At 65.4% G+C, this 17,630-nt stretch carries 26 protein-coding genes, 1 tRNA gene and 1 pseudogene; 5 read left to right on the forward strand and 23 right to left on the reverse strand.

Annotation, left to right across the window (positions count from 1 at the left end; genetic code table 11):
• The first annotated feature begins 665 nt into the window (after positions 1-665).
• The 4 genes from AB7E83_RS26515 to AB7E83_RS26530 all read left to right on the forward strand — a co-directional run bounded on the left by AB7E83_RS26515 (position 666) and on the right by AB7E83_RS26530 (position 4,398).
• Entirely contained in the window at positions 666-809 is a 144-nt protein-coding gene (locus AB7E83_RS26515; RefSeq protein WP_428574225.1) for an amidohydrolase family protein, read from the forward strand.
• 15 nt (positions 810-824) lie between these two features.
• On the forward strand, positions 825-2,153 hold the full coding sequence (locus tag AB7E83_RS26520) for a CaiB/BaiF CoA transferase family protein (protein WP_428574227.1): 1,329 nt from the start codon (positions 825-827) through the stop codon (positions 2,151-2,153).
• Positions 2,154-2,215: 62 nt separating this feature from the next.
• Entirely contained in the window at positions 2,216-3,367 is a 1,152-nt protein-coding gene (locus tag AB7E83_RS26525) for a CaiB/BaiF CoA transferase family protein (protein WP_428574229.1), read from the forward strand.
• Positions 3,368-3,408: 41 nt separating this feature from the next.
• Positions 3,409-4,398: a hydroxymethylglutaryl-CoA lyase gene (locus tag AB7E83_RS26530; protein WP_428574232.1), complete on the forward strand. Its 990-nt coding sequence runs from the start codon at positions 3,409-3,411 to the stop codon at positions 4,396-4,398.
• A gap of 414 nt (positions 4,399-4,812) precedes the next feature.
• On the opposite strand, the gene AB7E83_RS26535 is transcribed toward AB7E83_RS26530, so the two are convergent.
• The 4 genes from AB7E83_RS26535 to serS all read right to left on the reverse strand — a co-directional run bounded on the left by AB7E83_RS26535 (position 4,813) and on the right by serS (position 7,525).
• On the reverse strand, positions 4,813-5,403 hold the full coding sequence (locus AB7E83_RS26535) for a hypothetical protein (RefSeq protein WP_428574234.1): 591 nt from the start codon (positions 5,401-5,403) through the stop codon (positions 4,813-4,815).
• Between the two features lie 10 nt (positions 5,404-5,413).
• Positions 5,414-5,797, reverse strand: a complete 384-nt coding sequence (locus AB7E83_RS26540) for a hypothetical protein (RefSeq protein ID WP_428574236.1) — start codon at positions 5,795-5,797, stop codon at positions 5,414-5,416.
• Between the two features lie 295 nt (positions 5,798-6,092).
• Positions 6,093-6,183, reverse strand: a tRNA-Ser gene (locus AB7E83_RS26545).
• Between the two features lie 34 nt (positions 6,184-6,217).
• Complete coding sequence (gene serS / locus AB7E83_RS26550; RefSeq protein WP_428574238.1) at positions 6,218-7,525, reverse strand: serine--tRNA ligase; 1,308 nt, start codon at positions 7,523-7,525, stop codon at positions 6,218-6,220.
• A 59-nt stretch (positions 7,526-7,584) separates the two neighbouring features.
• Here serS and AB7E83_RS26555 point away from each other — a divergent pair, with 59 nt between their 5' ends.
• The gene (locus AB7E83_RS26555) at positions 7,585-7,992 is read left to right on the forward strand and encodes a VOC family protein (protein ID WP_428574240.1); all 408 of its coding nucleotides are present in this window, start codon (positions 7,585-7,587) and stop codon (positions 7,990-7,992) included.
• Positions 7,993-8,016: 24 nt separating this feature from the next.
• Here AB7E83_RS26555 and AB7E83_RS26560 read toward each other — a convergent pair whose 3' ends face one another.
• From AB7E83_RS26560 to AB7E83_RS26650, 19 genes and pseudogenes are all read right to left on the reverse strand, one after another.
• Complete coding sequence (locus AB7E83_RS26560) at positions 8,017-9,330, reverse strand: Y-family DNA polymerase (RefSeq protein ID WP_428574242.1); 1,314 nt, start codon at positions 9,328-9,330, stop codon at positions 8,017-8,019.
• Positions 9,331-9,340: 10 nt separating this feature from the next.
• A complete protein-coding gene (locus tag AB7E83_RS26565) occupies positions 9,341-9,607 on the reverse strand; it encodes a LexA family protein (RefSeq protein WP_428574244.1) in 267 nt (88 codons plus the stop codon).
• 520 nt (positions 9,608-10,127) lie between these two features.
• The gene (locus tag AB7E83_RS26570; protein WP_428574246.1) at positions 10,128-10,523 is read right to left on the reverse strand and encodes a Mor transcription activator family protein; all 396 of its coding nucleotides are present in this window, start codon (positions 10,521-10,523) and stop codon (positions 10,128-10,130) included.
• A complete protein-coding gene (locus AB7E83_RS26575; protein ID WP_428574248.1) occupies positions 10,520-10,975 on the reverse strand; it encodes a phage protein GemA/Gp16 family protein in 456 nt (151 codons plus the stop codon). Before AB7E83_RS26575 ends, AB7E83_RS26570 begins: the two co-directional genes overlap by 4 nt.
• 196 nt (positions 10,976-11,171) lie before the next feature.
• Positions 11,172-11,543: a hypothetical protein gene (locus AB7E83_RS26580; RefSeq protein ID WP_428574250.1), complete on the reverse strand. Its 372-nt coding sequence runs from the start codon at positions 11,541-11,543 to the stop codon at positions 11,172-11,174.
• A 16-nt stretch (positions 11,544-11,559) separates the two neighbouring features.
• A complete protein-coding gene (locus AB7E83_RS26585) occupies positions 11,560-12,258 on the reverse strand; it encodes a hypothetical protein (protein ID WP_428574252.1) in 699 nt (232 codons plus the stop codon).
• Entirely contained in the window at positions 12,255-12,515 is a 261-nt protein-coding gene (locus AB7E83_RS26590) for a hypothetical protein (RefSeq protein WP_428574254.1), read from the reverse strand. Before AB7E83_RS26590 ends, AB7E83_RS26585 begins: the two co-directional genes overlap by 4 nt.
• Positions 12,505-12,663 carry a hypothetical protein gene (locus AB7E83_RS26595; RefSeq protein WP_428574256.1) on the reverse strand — a complete coding sequence of 53 codons (159 nt, stop codon included), beginning with the start codon at positions 12,661-12,663 and terminating at the stop codon, positions 12,505-12,507. The genes AB7E83_RS26590 and AB7E83_RS26595 overlap by 11 nt, the downstream gene beginning before the upstream one ends.
• Before the next feature lie 26 nt (positions 12,664-12,689).
• On the reverse strand, positions 12,690-13,178 hold the full coding sequence (locus tag AB7E83_RS26600) for a hypothetical protein (protein ID WP_428574258.1): 489 nt from the start codon (positions 13,176-13,178) through the stop codon (positions 12,690-12,692).
• Between the two features lie 390 nt (positions 13,179-13,568).
• Entirely contained in the window at positions 13,569-13,826 is a 258-nt protein-coding gene (locus AB7E83_RS26605) for a hypothetical protein (RefSeq protein WP_428574260.1), read from the reverse strand.
• A 1-nt stretch (position 13,827) separates the two neighbouring features.
• A complete protein-coding gene (locus tag AB7E83_RS26610; protein ID WP_428574262.1) occupies positions 13,828-14,208 on the reverse strand; it encodes a hypothetical protein in 381 nt (126 codons plus the stop codon).
• Between the two features lie 14 nt (positions 14,209-14,222).
• Positions 14,223-14,480, reverse strand: coding sequence for a hypothetical protein (locus AB7E83_RS26615; RefSeq protein WP_428574264.1), 258 nt, complete (start codon positions 14,478-14,480; stop codon positions 14,223-14,225).
• A 29-nt stretch (positions 14,481-14,509) separates the two neighbouring features.
• Complete coding sequence (locus tag AB7E83_RS26620) at positions 14,510-14,836, reverse strand: HTH domain-containing protein (RefSeq protein ID WP_428574266.1); 327 nt, start codon at positions 14,834-14,836, stop codon at positions 14,510-14,512.
• 65 nt (positions 14,837-14,901) lie between these two features.
• A complete protein-coding gene (locus tag AB7E83_RS26625) occupies positions 14,902-15,045 on the reverse strand; it encodes a hypothetical protein (RefSeq protein ID WP_428574268.1) in 144 nt (47 codons plus the stop codon).
• Between the two features lie 11 nt (positions 15,046-15,056).
• Entirely contained in the window at positions 15,057-15,281 is a 225-nt protein-coding gene (locus AB7E83_RS26630) for a hypothetical protein (RefSeq protein ID WP_428574270.1), read from the reverse strand.
• Between the two features lie 20 nt (positions 15,282-15,301).
• The gene (locus tag AB7E83_RS26635) at positions 15,302-15,919 is read right to left on the reverse strand and encodes a DUF3164 family protein (RefSeq protein ID WP_428574272.1); all 618 of its coding nucleotides are present in this window, start codon (positions 15,917-15,919) and stop codon (positions 15,302-15,304) included.
• A gap of 11 nt (positions 15,920-15,930) precedes the next feature.
• The gene (locus tag AB7E83_RS26640; RefSeq protein WP_428574274.1) at positions 15,931-16,251 is read right to left on the reverse strand and encodes a hypothetical protein; all 321 of its coding nucleotides are present in this window, start codon (positions 16,249-16,251) and stop codon (positions 15,931-15,933) included.
• Positions 16,252-16,554, reverse strand: coding sequence for a hypothetical protein (locus AB7E83_RS26645; protein ID WP_428574276.1), 303 nt, complete (start codon positions 16,552-16,554; stop codon positions 16,252-16,254).
• 30 nt (positions 16,555-16,584) lie between these two features.
• A pseudogene (locus tag AB7E83_RS26650) lies at positions 16,585-17,630 on the reverse strand (hypothetical protein); the annotation flags it as partial.

Genomic DNA, 17,630 nt, shown 5'->3' on the forward strand with positions numbered 1-17,630 from the left:
GCCTGCGCCGCTGGTCCTTCAAGATGACCTCTACGGAATCCGTATTCCTAGTCGTACTCACTGTCCTTCTCCTATCTCGAAAGATAAGCGATAGAACGGGTCCGGGGAATCAGGGGGCTAACTCACGCAACTTGGCACCTACCGCAAATCCTGGATCGCATCGGACGAGAAGCTCCGCATCAGCGAGCTCCGCATCCGAGCTGTTCGTCACCCGGAGGCTGCGAACTACCGGCATGGAATTCTGGATAGAGGCGTACCCGATGGTGGGAGCCGAGTCGAGATCCAAGCGGACCGGGCGCTGAACTTCCCGCTCCTCTTCCCGCGCACTATCAGGCACTTCCATGACGCCCCCCTAAGAGCGCCAGTTTAGTCGCTAAGTAAGGAGCTGTTGCTGCGAACGCAGTTATTGCAGCGCAGCAAGTCTTGCGGCCGCCTCTCGCTTCCCGCTGATGTTACCGGGAGCGGTTTAATCTTTTAATGTCTTCAATGGGCGAAGGACGTAGCTGAGTTAGATCGATAACGGCCGTCTCCGCATGCGAGGCCGAGTTGCATCGCAAGCGCGTTGGCGATGCAATTCGATCACCTACAACCACAACGCAGATCGATTGACCTCAAAACCCCGGACTTCCTCAGTTCGATGGGGTACGCGGTAGGGGGCAGGTCACATGCTGATCTGCACCGACTATCCTCATCCGCAGGCCCGCAAGCAGATCGACAAGGAGTCAGGGCGGAACTATCCGGCGTTGACGCCCGAGGCGCGCGAAAAGATACTCGGGGGCAATGCCACGAAGCTCTTCAACCTCCGGTGAACGATGGGATTGCACATGAGTGAACTGGCTCCGCTGCCGCTGAAGGGCGTCAGGATCGCCGACCTCACCTGGGCCCTCGCCAGTGCGGGCACGTCGACGCTCCTGGCCAGCCTCGGCGCGGAAGTCATTCGCATCGAGTGGCCCGAGCGGATGGATTTCACGCGCCTCGCCGAGACTGCGGGCGTCGGTATCTCTTCCCGCGAACTGAAGCGCACACCGCTTGCACCCGGGAAAAAGGAAGTCCCGTACCAGAAGGAGAATGGACCCGCCTTGCCGGCGATGGCCAATCGCAGCGGCGTATTCAACGACCGCAACCCCGGCAAATACGGCGTCACGCTGAACATGGCACTGCCCGAGGGCCGCGAGATCTTCAAGCGGCTGGTTCGCACCAGCGACATCGTGATGGACGGCTTCAAGGCGCCGGTGATGGGCAAGTGGGGGCTCGACTACGAGGGCCTGCGCGCCGAGAAGGACGACATCATCTACATCCAGATGTCCGGCTACGGCAACACCGGCCGCTATCGCAGCTACGGATCGCTGGGCCCGACGGCGCACGCGTTTTCCGGGCTGGGTTTCCAGGGACTGCCCGACCCGCATGAGCCGACCTCGTGGAGCCACTCCTACATGGACACGACGCCGCCGTTCTACAGCGCACTGGCGGCCATCGGGGCACTGCACTATCGCAACCGCACCGGCAAGGGCCAGTACATCGACCAGGCCCAGTACGAGCCCGGGCTGCTCATCGGCGGCACGGGACTGCTCGACTTTTCGGCCAACGGCCGGCGTACCTCCCGCGTCGGGAATCGCTCACCCCATCTTCCGGCGTCCCCCCACGGCATCTACCGATGCGAGGGCGACGACGCCTGGATCGCGATCGCCGTGTTCGACGAGCGCGAGTGGCTGGCGCTGTGCAGGTGCATGGGGGAACCCGCCTGGTCGAAGGAGGCAAGATTCTCGACGCTCGAGTCGCGCATCCGGAACCAGGAGGCGCTCGATGCGCTGGTGGGGGAGTGGTCGGCGACGCAGGAGCGCTATGCCCTCATGTATGCATTGCAGGAAGCGGGCGTTCCCGCGGGAGTCGTGCAGTCACCGCAGGACAAGGTCACCGTGGACCCGCACCTGAAGGTCAGGGACTTCTTCGTCCACCTCGATCACAGCGAGCTGGGGACCCGGCCTTTCACCCGCCACCTGACGGCGAAACTGTCGCAAACGCCTGCGCATCCGGGCGGATTGACGCACCGCGGCGCGCCATGCCTGGGCGAGGACAACGAGTATGTCTACGAGCGGATCCTGGGCATGACCCCGGCGGAGCGCAAGGCCTATGAGGACCGAGGTGTCATCTGACCATGGATAAGGCGAAACGGCATTCGCGGCCAGCCCGTTCGCGGCCCACGTTTTTCGAGGACATGCGCGTCGTCGAGATCGGTGGCGCGGCCGCCGATTTCTGCGGCATGCTCCTGGCCGGAGAAGGCGCCGATGTCGTGAAGGTGGAGCCGCCCGAAGGCAGTCCCAGCCGCGGCATCGGACCGTTTTTCGAAGACGTGCCCGGCCCGGATCGAAGTCTCTTCTACTGGACGTACAACCGCGGCAAGCGCGGCGTGACCCTCGACACCGGTTCGGAGGCGGGCATCCGGCGCTACCGCGAACTCGTAGCCACCGCCGACGTGATCGTCGATGCCCACCCGGCGGGCTTCATGAACGAGCGCGGTCTCGGCTACTCGGCGATCCAGGAACTCAACCCGGCCGTCGTCTACTGCTCGATCACGCCTTTCGGCGGCTACGGTCCCTGGCGCGATTTCAAGTCCTCCGATCTCGTGCACCAGGCGCTGGGTGGGTCCGCGTATTGCATCGGGTACGACGCGAAGGCGCCGGGCAAATGGGACACGCCGCCCTTCATGGCCCAGGGCTGGCAGAGTTTCGCGATCGCCGCGGAGCATGCAGCCGTTGCAATTGCCGCCGCGTTCTACCACAGGCACCACAGCGGCAGCGGGCAGTTCATCGATGTCGCCATCCACGACGCATGCGCACAGGCCACCGAAGGCACGGTGCCCCGCTTCATCTATACGCAGCGCAATCAGGTGCGCAGCGCCCCGCAGCAGATGAAGTGCGCGGACGGACGCTTCCTCGCCCTCGTCGTCACCATGCTGCGCGTGGCCAACCTGCCGAAGTTGCGCGAACTGCTGGGTCCCGGCCTGGGCGAGGAACTGAGCGATCCCCGGTTCCTCGACCCCGAGTACGTGAATTCGCTCGAAGCCAACGAGCGCGTTGCACGCATGATTGCACGATGGGCCGCGGTGCGACCCGCGGTAGAGGCATTCAATGCGCTGCAGCAATGCAACGTGGTGTGCGCGCCGAATCGTCCGCTCGAGGAACTGCTCGAGGACGAGCACTGCCGCGAGCGCGGCAACTTCGTCGCGATCGAGCATCCCGAGCTGGGGCGCTCCTTCACGTACGCAAGCCACCCCAATCTGCGGTCCACTGCTGCCTGGGGCTGCACCACTCGCGCCCCCCTTCTGGGTGAACACAACGAAGAGGTGTGGCGGGAGCTTCGGGCCTGAGAGCTGGGCTGGGGCCGGATCAATTGCCGGAGGAAAAAAGCATGCTGCCGCAACGAATCGACATCAGGGAAGTGGGCGTGCGCGAGGGCGCGCAGTTCCACAAGAGCGCCATTCCCGCGCAGGAGAAGATCAGGTTGATCGACCTGCTCTCGGATTGCGGCTTCGGTGCCATCGAAGTGGCATCGTTCGTGAGCCCGAAGGCGCTCCCGCAGATGGCCGACGCCGAAGAGGTCGTTTCGCGGATCAAGATGCGACCGGGCACGATCTACACGGCCATCTGCCTCAACCGGGCGGGTCTCGCGCGAGCGAAGGCGACCGGCCGCCTGACGATCGATGGGCTGGTCCTGCTTTATTCGAGCGATGCTTTCGCGCGGAAGAATGTCAACCGCTCGGTGGCCGAGCTCATGGACGAGATTCCGAACCATATCGCGATGCTCGAGTCGTTCGGCATCAAGGAGTGCGTGGTGAGCGTGTCCGCTGCATTCGGGTGCAATTTCAGCGGCGATGTCGCGCCGCAGCACGTGGTGGACCTGATCGATCGCGCCATGTCCATCGCCGCGGAGGCCGGTGGCGGCACGCGGGAAATCATCCTCGGCGACACGATGGGCTGGGCCACGCCGCGCGCAGTGAAGCATCTGGTGGACCTCGTTCAGTCACGGTGGCCCGGCATTCCGATCCGCCTGCATCTCCACGACACGCACGGGCTCGGCATCGCCAACGCGTATGCGGGCATGGAGATGGGCGTGACCCTGTTCGACGCCGCGGTGGGCGGACTCGGCGGCTGCCCGTTCTCGGGCTCGAGGGGGGCAGCCGGAAATATCGTGAGCGAGGACCTGGTCCATCTCTGCAACGAGCTGGGCGTTGAAACGGGCATCGACTTCGAGAAGCTGCTGGACGCGGCGTGCGAGGCGGAACGCATTTTCAAGCGCGAGCTTCCGGGGCGGAACATGCATGCCGGCAGCCTGCAGTCGTACCGGGCCGCTGCGCGAGAGACGGCAGGCGGGATTGGACTGGCGGAGGCGGGGAGATGACGAACGCACGGGCATGGGTCGATGGGCTGCTGCCGGTTTCATGGACACCCTGGCAAAGCACCAAGGGGTGTGGCCGATCAAACTGGTGTGCGAGGCCCGCGGTGTCTCGCGAAGCGGCTTCTACGCGCTTTCGCGATGCACTCCGCCGATGGCTGAATCCGAGCTCTGCTAAGGTCGGACGGGGTTGCGCAGCAGAGTTCGCTCTGCGGATTGACATTGACCCCTCTAAAGTGTCGGAATTGGACTACCGACGTCGGGTGCCAACCCGGTATAGTTGCCGCACAAGAACTGCTTTGCTGTGAGGTGAGAAAGGCAGTGCCGCCCGGGAACGGGTCCCACCTGGAGTGGGAATTCGCCGCAAGGTGATAGAGAACCTCACATGCGACGGCCGCCTTCGGGCGGCCGTTGTCTTTCCTAGCCACGGATCTTCTTCCCGTTGTAGGCGGCGCGAAGAAGCGTCAAGAACTTGACCTTGCCAGCCGCGGCTTGGCGATTGTTGAGCGCATCCACTGGATAGGCACTCTGGACGCGAAGCAGTAGCCGCTTCTTTCGGCGCGGGTCTCGAGTCACTTCGAAGAAGATCACGTAGTGGACCGGGCGACCACCCACCGTCGCGCCTTCCCAGGTGAAGAAATTTTTGTACGGCGCGCCGTCGATGCGGATTTGACGATTGCCCAGTTCGCGAACGAGCTGCGGCAAAAACCGGCGAGAGAACTCATAGCGGAGCGGGTTTAGCACCCGCACTTCTCGATCGTCTCGGAAGTACTCGCTGGCGGGGATGCTGCCTCGGCGAGGGTCGTCTCGCTCATCGTGGGCAAAGCAGTGGCAGGCAAAGAACACCACTACGTCGACGTGCAGACCCGGATCGATCTCAACACGCATGGCGAACGGGTCCAGATGCGAGAGGTCCCATTCCACCAGACCGAAACGTACGCCGGCAAAGCGGTGGCGTGGGTCTACGGCATCGAGATGCTGGCTGATCAGATCGTCGGGCGGCGCGGACATGGAGGGATGTCTAGAACCCCGTCGTCAACTGGTCCTGGTCGATGGAACTGACGCGCGGGTCGGCGCACAGGCGCGCGGCTTCGTTCGCGTCGATCTGGAGATTTGCTCCGTTGATGTTGTCGTAGATGTAGCGGACCTTGCCTCGAATGCCGAGTTCGGCAGCAAGTTGTTCATTGGTCTGGCCGCTACTCACCAAGCCCAAAGGCGGCCTCACCGGGGGCCAAATCGGAGAAGGTTGAGATGGCGTTGAGGGCTTGAAGAGGACGTTGTAGCTGTTCGCAACCCTGTTCGTCTGCGTGCGTTGGTCTTCGAGATTCGCCCTGCACAGCTGGACTTCCGCCGATACGACCTCTTCATCCCCTCCACCACCACAGGCACTGAGCAGCAGCAGCAAGGCGGCCGCAGGAATCCCTTCTCTATACATATTGGTCCTTCGGAACTCTGACGGGCTGCCGACAAAAAATATAGCCGCGAGAGGACGACCGGCAACCTGTGCATCCACGGTTCGACGTGATCCCCGTCACAGAACGTCGTGTCGTGTCCGATCAGCAGGCATCCAACAACATATCAACCGAGTCATTCATGCCTGACCTGTGCGAAGGTCGCAATTCAACCACGTTGGAGTTTGAGGGGCTCTTTGTGGGGTAGAGGGCGGGATACCGTAGGAACCCGCATGAAATCTAGCTGTCTGGCGGAGCAGGAGGGATTCGAACCCTCGATACGGTGAAACCGTATACCGGATTTCGAGTCCGGCGCATTCGACCACTCTGCCACCGCTCCTGAATTCGGTTCGCGTGGTGCGAAGCCCGAGATTCTAACCCAGCTTCGTCAGCCCGCCCATGTACGGCCGCAAAGCCTCCGGCACGGTCACCGAGCCGTCCGCGTTCTGGTAGTTCTCCAGCACCGCCACCAGCGTGCGGCCCACGGCGAGGCCCGAACCGTTGAGCGTATGGACGAGCTCGTTCTTCCCCTGCGCCGTCTTGAAGCGCGCCTGCAGCCGCCGCGCCTGGAAGGCCTCGCAGTTCGACACAGAGCTGATCTCGCGGTATTTGTCCTGCCCCGGCAGCCAAACCTCCAGGTCGTAGGTCTTGGCCGCACCGAAGCCCATGTCGCCGGAACACAGCAGCATCACCCGATACGGCAGCCCCAGCTTCTGCAGGATCGCCTCCGCATGCCGCGTCATCTCCTCTAGCGCTTCGTAGCTCCTGTCGGGCTGGACGATCTGCACCATCTCGACCTTGTCGAACTGGTGCTGGCGGATCATGCCGCGCACGTCGCGCCCGCCGCTGCCCGCCTCCGAACGGAAGCACGCCGTGTGCGCGGTCAGTCGCATCGGCAACTGCGCCTCGGGCACGATCTCGTCGCGCACCAGGTTCGTCAACGTCACTTCGCTGGTGGGGATGAGGTACAGCGCCTGCTGCTCCTCGTCGGCCAGGCCGCCCTGCCCGCCCTTGCTCACGGCGAACAGGTCCGCCTCGAACTTCGGCAGTTGACCCGTGCCGCGCAGCGTGGCCTCGCTCGCGATGTAGGGCGTGTAGCACTCGGTATAGCCGTGCTCGCCCGTCTGCACGTCGAGCATGAGCTGCGCGAGCGCGCGATGCAAGCGCGCGATGCCACCTTTCATCACCGTGAAGCGCGAGCCCGCCACCTTCACACCGGCATCGAAGTCCAGCCCCAGCGGCACGCCGATGTCGACGTGGTCCTTCACTGCAAAGTCGAACTTGCGCGGCTCGCCCCACTGGCGCACCACGACGTTGTCGTCCTCGCCCTTGCCGACCGGCACGCTCTCGTGCGGCAGGTTGGGCACGGCGAGCAGCAGGGTCTGCATTTCGGGCTGGATCTGCTCCAGGCGCGCGGCCGACTGCTCGAGATCGGTCTTGATCTGCGCGACCTGCGCCATCACGGCATCGGCGGATTCGCCCTTGGCCTTGAGCTGGCCGATCTGCTTCGACAGCGAATTGCGCTGCGCCTGCAGCTCTTCTGTGCGGGTCTGGATCGTCTTGCGCTCGGTCTCGAGCGCGCGGAACGCCTCGACGTCGAGGAAGTCTTGCGGGGACCGGCGCGCTTCGAGGCGCGCGACGACGGAAGCGAGGTCTTTTCTCAGCAGATTGGCATCGAGCATCGGCCCATTTTATTCAGCGCGCCGCTACCATCGCCTTTCCTCAACCGAAAGGACGGGTCATGCAGATCGAAAGCTACCTCTTCTTCAACGGCAACTGCGAGGAAGCGCTCGACTTCTACGCAAAGGTGTTCGGCGGCAAGGCCCTCAACGTGATGCGCTACGAAGGCTCGCCGATGGAAAAGGAACTGCCGCCCGGCTACGGCCAGAAGATCATGCATTCGACCTTCGAGTCCGAAGGCGCGCGTTTCATGGCGAGCGATGGCATGCCGGGCACGCCGGCGCCCCAGTACGGGGGCTTCTCGATGTCGGTCTACGTGCCCAAGGACAAAGCCAGGGCGCAGGAGATCTTCGACGGCCTCGCGCAGGGCGGCAAGGTGACGATGCCCTTCTCGCCGCCGTTCTGGGGCGGCATGTTCGGCATGGTGACGGACAAGTTCGGCGTGCCGTGGATGGTGAGCACGGAGTGAGGTGGCGGCAAGCGGGGCCTCGCCTCAACTCCCCGCCATCGGCAACGCCCCCCAGTCCGTCGTGTATTGCGGCGTGCGCCACTGCTGCTTCATCGTCCAGTCGCGCGCATCGCCGCCGAGCCCCGCGCTTGCAAGCTGCAGCGTGCCGCGTCCATAGCGGTCGTTGATCCGGTCGAGCGCCGCGCCCAGGCGTGCGCGGCGCGGCGTGTCGCGCTCGTCGCCTTCGTCGAGCGCGAGTTCACCCTGCTCCACCGACGCATCCCGCAGGTCCATCAGGATCACGCCGGCCTTGTGGATGCGAAAGCCCGGCTTCCAGATCTGCGCGAGTCCCCGCAGCGCGCTGCGCACGATGGCCGACGAGTCCGAAGTCGGCCGGCGCAGCGGCAGCGTCGCCGCGCGCGAATACTGCTTCTCCCAGGTACGAAACGGATTGGTGTGGATGAAGACGAGCACCTGCGCAGCGTGGCTGCCCTGCTCGCGCAGCTTGAACGCCGCGCGGCTCGCGTACTCGCTCACTGCCTCTTCGAGCGGCGCGAGCGTGGTCACCGGTTCGCCGAAGGCGCGCGTACACGACACCTCCTTGCGCGCGGCCGGCGCGTCCTCGAACGCGATGCACGACTGGCCCTGCAGCTCGCGCACGGTGCGCTCCACCATCACGCTCCATCGGCGGCGTGCGACAGCGGCGTCCATGCGCGCGAGGTCGAGCGCGGTGCGCACGCCCTCGTCGGTCAGTTGCGCCGAAAGGCGCGGACCGATCCCCCAGAGGTCGCGCACCTCCGTAGCCGCCAGCACTGCATCGAGGTCGGAGGACGGCAGCGCGCCGAGGTCGCACACGCGGGCGAGCGCATGCGGATAGTTCACGCCGGGCTTGCGGTCGGCATCCTTCGCCACGTGGTTCGCGAGTTTCGCGAGCGTCTTCGTCGGCGCGATGCCGATGCCGCAGGGCACGCCGATCCATTGGAGCAGGCGCTCGCGCAGCTTCCGCGCGCGCGCGGTGAGGTCGCCGCGGATGCCCGCGACGTCGACGAAGCACTCGTCGATGGAATAGATCTCCTGCCGCGGCCCGAGCCCCGCCGCAATCGACATCAGCCGGTTGCTCATGTCGCCGTACAGCGTGAAGTTGGCCGAGAGCGCGACCACGCCCGCGTCGCCCAGGCGCTTGCGGATGTAGGGCCAGGGCTCGGCCATCGCGATGCCGAGCGCCTTGGCCTCATTGCTGCGCGCGATCGCGCAGCCGTCGTTGTTCGAGAGCACGATGACCGGCCGGCCGCGAAGGCTCGGGCGGAACACGCGCTCGCAGCTCACGTAGAAGTTGTTGCCGTCGACGAGGGCGTACATCGCGGCCCCCTCACCGGAAGCGCTTGATCGTCGACGTGACCACGCCCACGATCAGCATCTGCTGGCCGTCGCGGAACTCGATGTCGGGAAAGGTCGGATCGGCCGCGCGCAGCTTCACGCGGCCGGCGCGCCGGTGCAGGTACTTCACGGTGAAGTCGTTATCGACCTCGGCCACGACCACGTCGCCGTGCTTCGCATCGAGCGCGCGGTTGACGACGAGGATGTGTGGGGGACTGCCCGTTTTGACACCTCCGAAGGAGTTACAGAAAAACGGCATTCGCCTTATCTGACGCGGGCTTACGGCTGATCCGGCCCACTGCGGCCGTGACAAACGGTTTGGCACCGAATGGGCCGGCGGCCCGGAAAAACAGCCCTTGGGGCGGTTCTGGCGCGTCGGGCCGGGCTGCTCGTGGGATAAATCGGAGCGGGCCTCGACGCCCGCTCGTCATTGGGGAATGACGCTGCCTGACGGATGCCAGGCGGGCGTGTCGGACCCGGCGGGCCGGGCAGCGAACTCGCACGTTGGAACTCGCACGCTCAAAACCACGTGCGAGTTCGAAATCTCTAGCAGTGGCGCGGACTTATGCGCCCTTTTGGCCGTCCATGCGGGAGGTGCGAGTTCGGCGAACTCGCACGTATCGGAGGTCCGGTTAAAGTCGCACGTCGGCCGCGCTCGCGTGCGACTTTAACTGCGAGGTCGAGGAGGTCGGCGACGCGCGCTCAGGCAGGCTCACGATGCCGAGCGCGGGGCGCATGAGAAGCGGAAAAGGACCGCGCGATCGCGCGGTCGACGAGATTCAGCCGAAGAGTTCGGGCTGGTCGTGGTTCGTGGGCGCGCCGACGATGCGCGTCACCTGGCGCTCTGTGAGGCGATGCTCATGCGCGAGCTGCCGGATCGACTTGGGGCCGAACTCCGCCCGGATCTTCGCATTGCGTACAGCCTTCAGCGCGCGCTCGGCCTTCGGCAGCTCGAAGTGATCCTCGCGGCCGTACACCTCGCTCAGCTTCAGGAGATTGTCGAAGCCAATGAGCTGCGCGAAGTGATGGTCCTCTGCAGGGTTGAGAGGGATGTAAATCCGCAGTCCGCCGAACTTGTCGACGAGGAGCATCGTCGCGTGCAAGCCGATCAACCGAACGAAGTCCTGCAGGACCTTCGGCAGCAGCTCGATCGAGAGCTCGCCCCAGGCTTTCAAGTCGACGCTCCTCGCGAACGAGCGGCCTTGCGCATGCGCTGCAGCCATGCCTTGAGCGCTTCGATGACCGTGGTCGCCTGGGCGGTCGCCGTCAGGAGCCGGAGGTCGCTGGCGCCCACCAAGTGCGCCACGAAGGCATTCAACGCGGAGCCGCTCTTGTCCGTGAGCGCTCCGGCCTCGCCGAGCTCGCGCCATAGCTGCAAGATGTGCCACTGCTGCCGCGTGTACTTTGGAGCGGCCGGCCGAGGCTTTCCACCTGTCCACCCGCACGCCTTGAGGTGCTCGATGAACCGCTTCCGACCGGTGCTGTCGAGGTCGCCCGCCGAGCGCTTTCCCGTCTTCGCGAACAGCACCGCGCGATAGTGCCCATCGTCCCAGCCGAGGTCGCTGATCGCGATATGAATCTGCGCCAGCTCGTTCTTGCGCGCCTGTGGACCGTCGATCACCCTCACCATTGCCTCCTGGGCTTGCGGGCGGTGTGACCGACGTGGAATCCGCCGCACGTCCTGCACGAATAGACGCAGAGGCGACCCCCCTTCACCCGCTCCTTGCGCGATAGGTAGACGCGCGTCCTGTCCGCTGCCGTGTAAGACGCGTAGCGCGTCTTACCGTGGCAACCGACCTGCGGCGGGACCGTCCGGCGCTTCCTCATGGCGGTGAAGCCTTCGCCGACCCGTCGGGGTTGAAGCGCGAGCTCGAGGGGAACGGCCATGCATCCTCACCTTTGACGATGACGGGTGCCTGCTCATGGGCCGCTTCGGCGAGGCCGGCGACCGTCAGGTGAGCGATGAAGTCGTGCTCGCGACGCTTCGTCCAGCTGATCAAGCCCGCGGCCATCAGTTTGTCGACCATCGCCCATGTAGGCTTTGCGATCCGCAGCGGCCCCTCGGTCCGGTAGTGCTGCCAGTTCGGCGCCTGCGGCACGGTGCGCTTCAGCAGCCGACAAGCGTCCTGATCGGAAAGGGCGCGGCACCAGTTCACCATGCCAGGCGTGATCTTGGACGCAACGGTGCGCGGCATCAGAGTCTCCGCGTTCTCAGAGAGGCGGAAGCGGCCGACGGCCCACGGAGTTTGCCGGCCGAAACACCTGGTCGTGCATGCCCTTCACGCCATCAGTGCGCCTGCGCATGGTCTTCAGGGCCGTGCTGTAGCGCATGCCGACGAAGATGCCGGTGGCCGGCTCCCACGATTTGCAGTCATCGGACACGAACTCGTCGCCACGCTGAATCGTGTCTCCCACGGTCAGGAAGCGATAGGTCGGCACAGCCGCCAGCACGCCAGAGGGATTGCGCTCCTGCCACGCAGGGATGAGGCGGCGGCGGGCACCGGCTGAGAGAACGTCCTCCGGCCGCGCGCGGCGCCAGCAACACCCGTCGCTGTCGTCCACCTCGGGCCAGCAGTAGCGGCGCCTGAAATCGCCGTCGTCTCTGCGTTCGCGGCGGCCGAACTCGTCTTCGAGCGCGAGCCACACTTCGTCCAGATGGTCGAGGTCGAGGTCATCGCCTTCCGGCCACCACGCGCTGTCGATCCAGACGAGGTAGTAGAGCGGGCGGTGGTTCATCGGGCTCAGCGCCAGTAGCAGGTCGCCCGCGCCGTGCCGGACGGCTGACAGGGCCGGCCGAACCATGTGCGGGTAGGTCCACATCACGATGCGTTGCGCCGGCAGTAAGCACGGCGCCTCAAACATCGCCGTGAGCACCTCGAGCGGGTCGGGGTTGTAGGTAGGGCGGCTCACGGCTGCTTCCCTCCATCGGTGCCCTGCACGCCAGAGGCGTCGTTCGCGGCCGGGAATGCCTGGACTGCTTCCTCGCGCCACTGGACGCCGATTTCGAACGCCGCGCCCACGATGGCCGCGAGCGATTCTTGTGTCACTTGCAGATAGCTCGGCGCGTCGCCGCTCGGGCGCACCTTTTCGCGGAAGATGGCCCTCGCGTAGTCACGGGCGAACAACTCGGCGGCGCGCTGTTTCGGCGTCGGCAGGTCAGTCGCCATGCTTCACCTCACCAGACGGAGCCACGCCATAGGCGTCGTCCTCATCGTCCGCAGCGTCTTCGCTGTAGAAGACGTGCCGACAGGCAGCGCACCGCTCACGCTCCGATTCCTGCGGCTCATCCCAGCCGGTGTCGTACTGGTAATGCACCTTGCATCCGCACTTCGGGCAGGCCATCACGCACCGCCTTTCGCCGACGAGTCCACGCCAGCATTGCCCTTGATGCTCACCGGCTTGCGCTTGAGCGCGGAATCGAGCGGGTCGGCCAGCGCCTTACTCAGGCCACGGTCGTCGTCCTGCATCAACTCGGGCGTGGGCCAGCCGGTCTTTAAGTCCGGCACGCCATCGGAACCTATTTGAGTCGCCGCTTCCTCAACGTTTGAATCCCGAAGATGATCATTTCGATCAAGGTCCAAAGAGAGATGGCGATGGCTATCAAGGCCAGTACCAGTTTGATCCATTCCATTCCGTGGGCCTCCAGATCTGGCGAATCTTCCCACGCCATAAGTGGCTTCGTGCAGCACAGCGGCAAGCCGCGCGGCATCGACCAGCGTCAATTGCACGAACCCCTGCGCGGTGCCAATCTGAACGCACACACCGCGCTCAGTCCCACCGTAGAAGCGCGTCACGGAGAATGTCTCCCCCTCATGCAGCGACGTGCTCATCGTTTGGCACCCAGAGCACGTCGCGCGCTGCGCGATAGGGAATAGCGGATGCAGCCGCCACGCGGCCACGGGTAGGTATTGCGAGCTCGGCGCTGCACTCGCGTCATGAGATGCCCCGTTCGCGACGGCACTCGTACACGTCCTGGTCAATCTTCATGGCCGCGTGGATATCGCAGGAGCTGCGAACCTCATGGCGCGCATGCCGATAACCCGCCACCACTCCGACAGTGAGCGCCCCGACCGCCACTACGACGATGCGCGCCCGCAGCCAGCACGTCCGGGACGAGACGTTGGAAGAGGGCCGGCCATGCACCAGAACCTTCTTGGCGTGGCCTTGGCAGAGCCCGAGACGGTCACAGCGGGCCAAGTCGCTGCAGTTGTTGCAGGGCATCAGGCGGGCTCCCCTGTCTTCGCGTCACGCCAGCCCGCCTCGCGCCCGACGTAGCGCATCAGCACCGCCGGGATGCGCTCGTCGGAGACGACGCGCAGCGTCATGTACGGCTTCTTCTCGCCGTCGTTCACGACGTCGGCGAGCTGCGCGGCGGCATTCAGCAGATCGTCGGTACGCTCGTCTTCGGAGGCGTCGAAACGAACGATATCCTTCCACGCGCCGGAGTTGTTCATCTGCAGCTTGCAAGGTTTGCTCATGTCAGTGCGTACCCGGGTTGAAGCGGCTCGGATCGGGATAGAACCCCTTGTCCGTGTGTTCCGCATTGAGCGCCCGATTCACGGCATCGGCCAGCTGCAGGAACTGCATCCCGCAGCCGGCCATCGAGGTCGAGAGCGCGTGAACCATTCCGGCGGTGTGTTGCTGGTGCTCACGCTGCAGCGTCACATTGCCGAGGTAATCCGCCGCCTTGGACTTGATTCGGACCGCGGGGAGGTCGCCGATCAGGATCGAATACGACGGCCAGATGTTCCAGAACGTCTCTCCCCAGCCGGGCGCGTGCAAGGTCACGAAGCCTGCGACGTCGTGCTTCTTGAGCACGGCCTCTATCTCGGCGCGCGCGTCTTTCAGCTTCTTCTGCATGGCGTCCATCACACTTATCCTTCAAAGGTTTGGTCCGTGAGCCGGAGTACTTGACTGGAGACACTCGCAGGCGAGGGCTGCGGCATGCGGATCTGTGAAGCCTTCACGGTGATGAGCTCCACCTCGGGCTGCTCCTGCACGACGAACACGTAGCCGGCCCCGTCGTAGTTGCGTTCGCACAGCGCGGCCTGTTGGAGCAGCTCGACCAGCTTCATCGCCTTGTCCGCCGGCAGCAGCAGCTCGGCGCGCCAGCCGAATCGGACGCAGCACATCGGCTTCGAGGGTGGTGGGCGAGAAGCCATCAGGCACCCTTCCCGCGCGTGAGTGTCCGAGCGTCTTCGAGGATCTCGCGCAACTGCAGGACGCTGCCGGTCTCCAGCGCGTGCCGCCGCGCCCACGCGAGGATCGCTTCATCGTCGACCAGGGGAACTGCCGGCGCCGGCCCCTCGTGAACATGCGCGCCATGCCACTTGAATCCAGCCCCGGCCACGCCCAGGATGGGCGCTCCGCCGGTCTGCAGCTGGTCGATGTACCGAAACACGCTCCGGGGCGAGACCTCGACGTGTATCGCGAGGTCCGTCGAGGTGATCAAGCCCGCCCCGCGAACGGCGAGCATCACGGACCTCATGCGAAGCGCATGTCCATTGCCGCTGCGAAGGAACGCTGTGCCAACGACCTGTTCGACGGTGGGCGTCACTTCTTGCCTCCGACCGCATCGGCGAGCAGTGCGATCGCCGCCGCGATGAACGCGGCGCTTGCCGTGATTTGCTGGGTGCCCTCCTTCGCGTAAACGCAGCCCGCGACGAAGAGCGCGAATGAGATGAAGAACGCGGCCATCGCGGTGCTCCTCAGATGTCGACCGGGCCGATCGGCACCAGGGGCGCAGGCACCGGCGCGGTGGCCACGACCGGCTCGTGCCGCCTGCAGCCACCCGCGCGCGTGACGTAGAAGCCGCCGATCTCGCAGCGGATGCCCGTGACGTGATGCTCCGCCTTCGCGCAGCCCACGCACCGCGTCGACGCGTCGGTGTGGGGCGTATACCCCAGCTCGACCATCTTCGAAACCGTGCCCATGTGTGCCTCCTGGTGTTCGGTTACAGGGCCGCGACGTCGAGGGAAATCGGCTGGTAGCCGCCAGCGTCGTCACGCTCGTAGAAGCGCACGTAGGACTTCGTGGAGGCGACGCGCACCGAGTCGCCGATCGCTTCCATCGCCAGGCGCCACTTCTCGTCCTTGATGTCGAGCGTGCGCAGGCGCAGTACGCGGCCCGTCGCGATGCGGCCTTGCTGGTCGACCTGGAAGGCGTCGTTGACGAGCACCTTCATGTTGTCGCTGCTGCCCTTCGACCAGGTCTTCACGCACTCGTCGATGAGCGCCTTCGCGGCCTGCAGGCGCTCGTCGAACACCAGCGTCTCCTGCATCTGGCGGACAACCTTGTAGCGGCCGTCGAAGGAAACGAGCGTGACGTTGCCCTTCTTGCCGCCGTGGGCCACGTCGTATTGCGCCAGGCTGCGCTCGACGAACTCGGTGACGGCCTGCATGGCCGTGGTCTTGAAGCCGAAGAGGCGCGCGCTCTCGGCCTTGGCCTGTTCGCACAGGTCAACCACCGTGCGGTGCCGATCCTTGTCGATATCCTTGATCTTGGAGACCGGGACGAGCGCGCCGCTGGCGCTCTCCCAGTACCCGGGGGGCACGATACGTTGCTCGCTCATGGTGGCGTCCTTTACGCTTGGTTGAGAAGAAGCTGGCCGGCGAGCACCGGCAGCGGGATGCGGCGCAGGCGGCTGCTCAGCTTCAGGCTGTGCAGGGCTCGCGCCTCGAGGTACTTGATGCAGAAGTCGTCCAGCTCCTGCGAGGTCTCGGCGATGAAGTAGCCGGTCTCGGGCACGCCGCAGATCGCGACGCCCTCCGTTCGAAGGTCCGAGATCAGCTTGCGGAGCTCGCGCGGCGTCACGCCCGTGAGGGCGGACAGGTGCGCGACGTGGATGCCCTTCGCGCGCCCGCGATGGGCGCTCAGGACGTTGAGAAGCTCCGCGCTGGTCATTCAATGCACCGAGGGCGTGGGGGCGGGCTGAACGGCCCCGGCCGCGTCCCGCGCGGCGATGATCTGCGCGATGTGCTTTGCCCCGAGCTGGATCATTCCGTGCGCGGCCTGCTCCTGGCAGCCCGCGAGGCCGCAGGCGCTCCAGTACGCGGAAATCAAGGCGTTGCACACGGTGTCCGGCCGCTGGCCTGCAAAGCCTTCGAAGTGCAGCAGCTGGTCGACGAGCGTGCGCATCTCCTCGATCTCTGCCGCGCTCGGCTCGGGAATGCCCGGCCGCACGTACTCGACTTTCACGTCATTCATGGTCACCTTTCGTGTTGACTGAGAACTGCGTCATACGAGCCCGCGCTCCAGCAACGACTCGATCACCGTCGTGTTCTGCATGAAGCGCTTCAGGTACAGCGCCTGCGCCGGGGGAAACAGGGCCTGTCCGGCGCCGCCGAAGTCCAGCGCGAGTTCGCCGTGCGAATTCACTGCACAGACGAAGTCGTCGACGTGCAGCACACCACCGACGATGCGAGGCGACGCCAACGGTTCCGGCTCGCTCGTCGTGGGTGCGGGGACGGGCGGTTCGGCCGGCGGCAGGGAAATCGATTCGGCCTCCGGGGTCGGCGCCGCCTGGGAGGCCCCCTCGACCGCCTGCGCCGGGCAGTCCGCCGCCGCAGCAGCAGGCTCTTCGGAGGCGCTGGCTGGGGCCACGGCCCAGCCGAGACTTGCCGGCGAGGCGAGGCTCCTTTCGAGCCCGCGCGAGGCCACCCGGCTCGCCGCTCCCGCTCGCCCAGCTTCGCGTGTGAGCTCATTCAGCGGAGGCGGCTTCCTTTCGTGACGCAGTGGCGCGGGCGCTGCAGGCGCGACCGGGCTGATCGTGGCCACCGGCGCGACGGTCGCACCGCGGCACAGTTCGAAGTCTTCTTCCGTGGGAAGCCCGCGCGAGCTGAACCTGTAGTCGAACTGCGCCACCTGGTCGCGCAGCACGGGAATGCGCATCAGCTTCCCCGCATCGACCAGCGGGGCGAGCGACGTATCGACGAGCACGGGTGTAACTCCGCATGAAGCGGCCATTGCGGTGCTGCTCAACATGCCGGCGCGCAGCGACTTCACGCACGCGCGCGCCACGTCGACGCAGTCGTGGGACACAGGTAGGACTGCTGGTGCGTGCGACTTGACGTAGGCCGCGACGCGCTCGGCGCTGTCGAAGAAGCGGGCGTGCTTCCCGGCGAGAACGGCCTTGAAGATCTGGCCGCGCTGCGTGTACGCCGAAAGGTATGCGCCCGCTGCCGAGGCATTGACTCCTGCGGCGCGTGCGAAGTCCCCGTTCGCGAAGCCCTCGGGCTGCGCTGCTAGGCGCTTCGCGACGTCGAGCTTCTCGGCGCTCACGA

This window comes from Ramlibacter sp., from assembly GCF_050250995.1.
In the GTDB taxonomy this organism is placed as follows: domain Bacteria; phylum Pseudomonadota; class Gammaproteobacteria; order Burkholderiales; family Burkholderiaceae_C; genus Ramlibacter.

Excerpts from the sequence above, each read along its gene's own strand:
- AB7E83_RS26515 (WP_428574225.1), top strand. The coding sequence starts at position 666 with ATGCTGATCTGCACCGACTATCCTCATCCGCAGGCCCGCAAGCAGATC.
- AB7E83_RS26520 (WP_428574227.1), top strand. The coding sequence starts at position 825 with ATGAGTGAACTGGCTCCGCTGCCGCTGAAGGGCGTCAGGATCGCCGAC.
- AB7E83_RS26525 (WP_428574229.1), top strand. The coding sequence starts at position 2,216 with ATGCGCGTCGTCGAGATCGGTGGCGCGGCCGCCGATTTCTGCGGCATG.
- AB7E83_RS26530 (WP_428574232.1), top strand. The coding sequence starts at position 3,409 with ATGCTGCCGCAACGAATCGACATCAGGGAAGTGGGCGTGCGCGAGGGC.
- AB7E83_RS26535 (WP_428574234.1), bottom strand. The coding sequence starts at position 5,403 with ATGTCCGCGCCGCCCGACGATCTGATCAGCCAGCATCTCGATGCCGTA.
- serS (WP_428574238.1), bottom strand. The coding sequence starts at position 7,525 with ATGCTCGATGCCAATCTGCTGAGAAAAGACCTCGCTTCCGTCGTCGCG.
- AB7E83_RS26555 (WP_428574240.1), top strand. The coding sequence starts at position 7,585 with ATGCAGATCGAAAGCTACCTCTTCTTCAACGGCAACTGCGAGGAAGCG.
- AB7E83_RS26560 (WP_428574242.1), bottom strand. The coding sequence starts at position 9,330 with ATGTACGCCCTCGTCGACGGCAACAACTTCTACGTGAGCTGCGAGCGC.
- AB7E83_RS26565 (WP_428574244.1), bottom strand. The coding sequence starts at position 9,607 with ATGCCGTTTTTCTGTAACTCCTTCGGAGGTGTCAAAACGGGCAGTCCC.
- AB7E83_RS26580 (WP_428574250.1), bottom strand. The coding sequence starts at position 11,543 with ATGCCGCGCACCGTTGCGTCCAAGATCACGCCTGGCATGGTGAACTGG.
- AB7E83_RS26590 (WP_428574254.1), bottom strand. The coding sequence starts at position 12,515 with ATGGCGACTGACCTGCCGACGCCGAAACAGCGCGCCGCCGAGTTGTTC.
- AB7E83_RS26600 (WP_428574258.1), bottom strand. The coding sequence starts at position 13,178 with ATGAGCACGTCGCTGCATGAGGGGGAGACATTCTCCGTGACGCGCTTC.
- AB7E83_RS26605 (WP_428574260.1), bottom strand. The coding sequence starts at position 13,826 with ATGAGCAAACCTTGCAAGCTGCAGATGAACAACTCCGGCGCGTGGAAG.
- AB7E83_RS26610 (WP_428574262.1), bottom strand. The coding sequence starts at position 14,208 with ATGCAGAAGAAGCTGAAAGACGCGCGCGCCGAGATAGAGGCCGTGCTC.
- AB7E83_RS26615 (WP_428574264.1), bottom strand. The coding sequence starts at position 14,480 with ATGTGCTGCGTCCGATTCGGCTGGCGCGCCGAGCTGCTGCTGCCGGCG.
- AB7E83_RS26620 (WP_428574266.1), bottom strand. The coding sequence starts at position 14,836 with ATGAGGTCCGTGATGCTCGCCGTTCGCGGGGCGGGCTTGATCACCTCG.
- AB7E83_RS26625 (WP_428574268.1), bottom strand. The coding sequence starts at position 15,045 with ATGGCCGCGTTCTTCATCTCATTCGCGCTCTTCGTCGCGGGCTGCGTT.
- AB7E83_RS26630 (WP_428574270.1), bottom strand. The coding sequence starts at position 15,281 with ATGGGCACGGTTTCGAAGATGGTCGAGCTGGGGTATACGCCCCACACC.
- AB7E83_RS26635 (WP_428574272.1), bottom strand. The coding sequence starts at position 15,919 with ATGAGCGAGCAACGTATCGTGCCCCCCGGGTACTGGGAGAGCGCCAGC.
- AB7E83_RS26640 (WP_428574274.1), bottom strand. The coding sequence starts at position 16,251 with ATGACCAGCGCGGAGCTTCTCAACGTCCTGAGCGCCCATCGCGGGCGC.
- AB7E83_RS26645 (WP_428574276.1), bottom strand. The coding sequence starts at position 16,554 with ATGAATGACGTGAAAGTCGAGTACGTGCGGCCGGGCATTCCCGAGCCG.